The organism is Mesorhizobium sp. M7A.F.Ca.CA.004.12.1.1, assembly GCF_003997835.1.
GTDB lineage: Bacteria > Pseudomonadota > Alphaproteobacteria > Rhizobiales > Rhizobiaceae > Mesorhizobium.
On sequence record NZ_RZRK01000598.1, the window covers coordinates 1 to 3,790 of the forward strand.

The window sequence follows — 3,790 nt, forward strand, 5'->3', positions numbered from 1 at the left end:
ACCCGCTTGACCGACATCCTTGCCGGCCTTTCCCTGTCGAAGCCGATCGAGCGCGAGGCCCTGCCCGACATCGACTGGGTGGCGCATTCGCTGGAAGAGCTGAAGCCGGTGCGTGCCGGACGTTTCTTCGTCCACGGCGCGCATGACCGCCGCAAGCGCCACAGCGGCGAGATCGCCATCGAGATCGAGGCTGGCCTTGCCTTCGGCACCGGCCACCACGGCACCACCGCCGGCTGCCTGGAAATGCTTGAAAGAGTGGTTCGGCGCGAGCATCCGCGCAATGCGCTCGACCTCGGCACCGGCAGCGCGGTGCTGGCGATTGCAGTCGCCAAGCTGGCGCATATTCCTGTGCTGGCCACCGACATCGATCCGGTGGCGGTGCGGGTGGCTGCCGCCAATGCGCGGCTCAATCACGTCAAGGCACTGGTGGAAACGGTGACCGCGCCGGGCTTTCACCACCCGGTCTTCGGCAAGCGCGCGCCCTTCGATCTCATCGTCGCCAACATATTGGCACGGCCGCTGATGCGGCTGGCGCCGCAAATGGCTGGCCACATCGCGCTCGGCGGCTCGATCGTGCTGTCAGGCATCCTCGACCGCCAGCGCGACGCCGTCATCTCGGCCTATGTCGGCCAGAATTTTCGCCACGTCAGAACCTTGCACCGCGAGGGCTGGGTGACGATCCACCTCAAGCATTGAGCCCGGGACCGACCGAGCTTGGACCAAGTTCCGCCGGTTGTCAGTCAAGCGATGCTGTAGCAGGTTGCGCGCAGCCGGAAATCGATTCCGATTTCCGTGACCGTACGCTACGGTTGCGCTGACCGCAGGAGGCCCACAATGTTCCAGACCTTCGATTCCGCCGGCGACCCGGCCGTCGGCAAACCGCGCGTGGCGCTCCTGCGCCAATGGCTTGAAGCCAACGGGCTGGACGGCTTCATCGTGCCGCGTGCCGACGAGCATCAGGGCGAGTATGTCGCCGACCGCTCGGCGCGGCTGAAATGGCTGACCGGATTCAGCGGCTCGGCCGGCGTCGCCATCGTCCTGCGCGACCGCGCCTTCGTCTTTGTCGATGGGCGCTACACGCTGCAGGTGCGCAGCGAGGTCGACCTGGACGTCTTTTCGATCGAAAGCCTGGTCGACAATCCGCCGGCTGTCTGGCTGAAAGACAATCTTGGCAAGGGCGCACGGCTCGGCTTCGATCCATGGCTGCACACGATCAGCGAGGTCAAGGCGCTGCAGGCCTCGGCCGACAAATCAGGCGCCGTGCTGGTGCCGCTCGACAAGAACCCGATTGACATCATCTGGAAGGATCAGCCCGACGCGCCGGTGGCCCCGGTCGAACTTCACCCGATCGGCTTTGCCGGCGAGCTCGCCAAGGACAAGCTCGCGCGGTTGGCGGCGGCGATCGCAAAGGACGGCGCCACCCATGCGGTGCTGACCGACCCCTCCTCCATCGCCTGGGCCTTCAACATCCGCGGCGGCGACGTGCCGCACACGCCGCTGGCGCTCGGCTTCGCCATTCTTGCCGCCGATGGGTCGCACCAGCTTTTCATGGATAAGCGCAAATTCTCGCGCCAGGTCGCGGCCTATCTCACCCAGCTCGCCGAGCCGCATGGGCCCGGCGAATTCCAAGCCGCGATCGTCGCCCTTGCCAAGAGTGGCGCGAAAATCGCGCTCGACCCGGTGCTGGCGGCCGACCGGCTGCGCATGCTGGTCGAGGCCAATGGCGGCGCCGTCGTTGCAGCAGCAGACCCCGCCCGCATCCCGCGCGCCACCAAGAACCAGGCCGAGATCAACGGCTCGCGCGCCGCGCATCGGCGTGACGGTGCGGCCGTGGCGAAGCTTCTGTGCTGGCTGGAGCGGCAAAAACCCGGATCGCTCGATGAGATATCGGTGGTCACCCGGCTGGAGGAGACGCGACGGCAGACCGGCGAGGAAACGCAGATGCCGCTGCGCGATGTCTCCTTCGACACCATTTCGGGCGCCGGTCCGAACGGCGCCATCATGCATTACCGCGTGTCGCGCGCCACCAGCCGCAAGCTGCAGGCCGGCGAGTTGTTCCTGCTCGACTCCGGTGCGCAGTATCAGGACGGCACCACCGACATCACGCGCACCGTGCCTATCGGCCAGCCGACGCAGGAGATGCGCGAACGCTTCACCCTGGTGCTGAAAGGCATGATCGGCATTTCCACGCTGCGCTTTCCCGCCGGCACGCGCGGTTCGGAAATCGATGCCGTCGCGCGCATGGCGCTGTGGAAGCACGGCTGCGACTTCGCCCACGGCACCGGCCATGGCGTCGGCTCATATCTGGCGGTGCATGAAGGGCCGCAGCGTATCGCCCGCACCGGCACCGAAAAGCTGCTCGAAGGCATGATGCTGTCCAACGAGCCGGGCTACTACAAGGAAGGCGCCTACGGCATCCGCATCGAGAACCTGATCCTGGTGACACCGGCGCAAGAGATCGAGGGCGGAGACATCGCCATGCACGGCTTCGAGACGCTGACGCTGGCGCCGATCGATACCAGGCTGGTGCAGTCGGACCTCCTGACGCGCGACGAGTTGCACTGGCTGGACTCGTACCATGCGCGCGTGCTGGCCGAGATCGGCCCGATGCTCGACGGCGAAACGCTGGCCTGGCTGGAAAAGGCCACCGCCCCGCTGCCGCACGACGCGAAGATTTGAAATCAGTCTTGGAAGGTCGGCGCCGCCCCTCATCGCCCTGCCGGGCACTTCTCCCCGTATAGTGACGGGGAGAAGGATGCCGTCATCGACGATTTCGCCAACCACCAACGTTGCAGAAAAGCGCCGAGGTTGAGACAAATCCCTTCTCCCCGTCCCTATACGGGGAGAAGATGCCGGCAGGCAGATGAGGGGCAGCGCTAACGGTTCAAGTCGATCGCGCCCAGACCCTAGCCCACAAATTGCCGCGCCAAAATCAGAACGGCCGCGCCGGCCAGAAACATCGCCATCAACCCACCGCGCAGCGAAACCACGGCGGTGACCACCAGTGCGGCCCATTCCGCCGGCCCGGCATTCAACAGTTCCGGCGCCACCAGCGTCGTCAGCACCGCCGCCGGCACGGCGTTGAGACCAGCCTCGACGCGCGGATGGATTGTTTCGAAGCGGGAGATGACCAGATGCCCGCCGATGCGCGTCAGATAGGTGGCGACCGCGCCGGCGATGATGATCCAGAAGGTCGTGCTCATGGCCGCGCCTTTACGCCGCTGTGATGGGGAGGCAGGATGACCGCCAGCAGCACACCGGCAACAGCGCCGATCGAGACATGCCAGGGCGAGCCCACGGTCTTATAGGCGATGATCGAGGCGGCGGCGCTGGCGATGACCACCGGTAGCCACAGCGGCCGCTTGCGGAAGCCCAGCACGAGACCGAGGAAATAGATCGGCAGCAGGAAATCGATGCCGAGCACATGCGTGTCGGGGATCAGCTTGCCGAACATCGCGCCAAGCGCGCTCTCGACGATCCAGAACAGATAGACCGGCAGGCCAAGTCCCAGATACCAGGCAAAGCCGACCGTCTGGCCCGATTGCGCCCGCGCTTCGGCTACCGCGAATTGCGGATCGGTGAGGATGAAATAACCAAGTGCCTGCTGGATGACAGGCCAGTGCGCGATGCGCCGGCCGATGCCTGCGGAATAGAGCACGTGGCGGAAATTGACGGCGAAGATCGACAGCACGATCAGCCACGGCGCCACATGCTGGCCGAACAGCTGGATGCCGACCATCTGGCTGGCGCCGCCATAGACCAGCGCGCTCATCAGGAAGGCTTCCAGGAC

General features: G+C 65.7%; 4 protein-coding genes. 2 read left to right on the plus strand and 2 right to left on the minus strand.

Annotated elements, in window-relative coordinates; translation table 11 throughout:
• The coding region (locus tag EN984_RS25830; protein ID WP_127384043.1) for a 50S ribosomal protein L11 methyltransferase at positions 1–696 on the plus strand (696 nt) is incomplete at its 5' end.
• 138 nt (positions 697–834) lie between these two features.
• Positions 835–2,679 (plus strand): aminopeptidase P family protein, encoded by a 1,845-nt coding sequence (locus tag EN984_RS25835; RefSeq protein WP_127270952.1) that lies wholly within the window; start codon positions 835–837, stop codon positions 2,677–2,679.
• Between the two features lie 227 nt (positions 2,680–2,906).
• Here the strand turns inward: EN984_RS25835 and EN984_RS25840 are convergent, their stop codons facing one another.
• Both EN984_RS25840 and EN984_RS25845 read right to left on the minus strand, forming a co-directional pair.
• Positions 2,907–3,203, minus strand: coding sequence for an AzlD family protein (locus tag EN984_RS25840; RefSeq protein ID WP_127270950.1), 297 nt, complete (start codon positions 3,201–3,203; stop codon positions 2,907–2,909).
• A partial coding sequence (locus tag EN984_RS25845) for an AzlC family ABC transporter permease (RefSeq protein WP_164765649.1) occupies positions 3,200–3,790 on the minus strand: 591 nt, incomplete at its 5' end. The genes EN984_RS25845 and EN984_RS25840, both read right to left, overlap by 4 nt.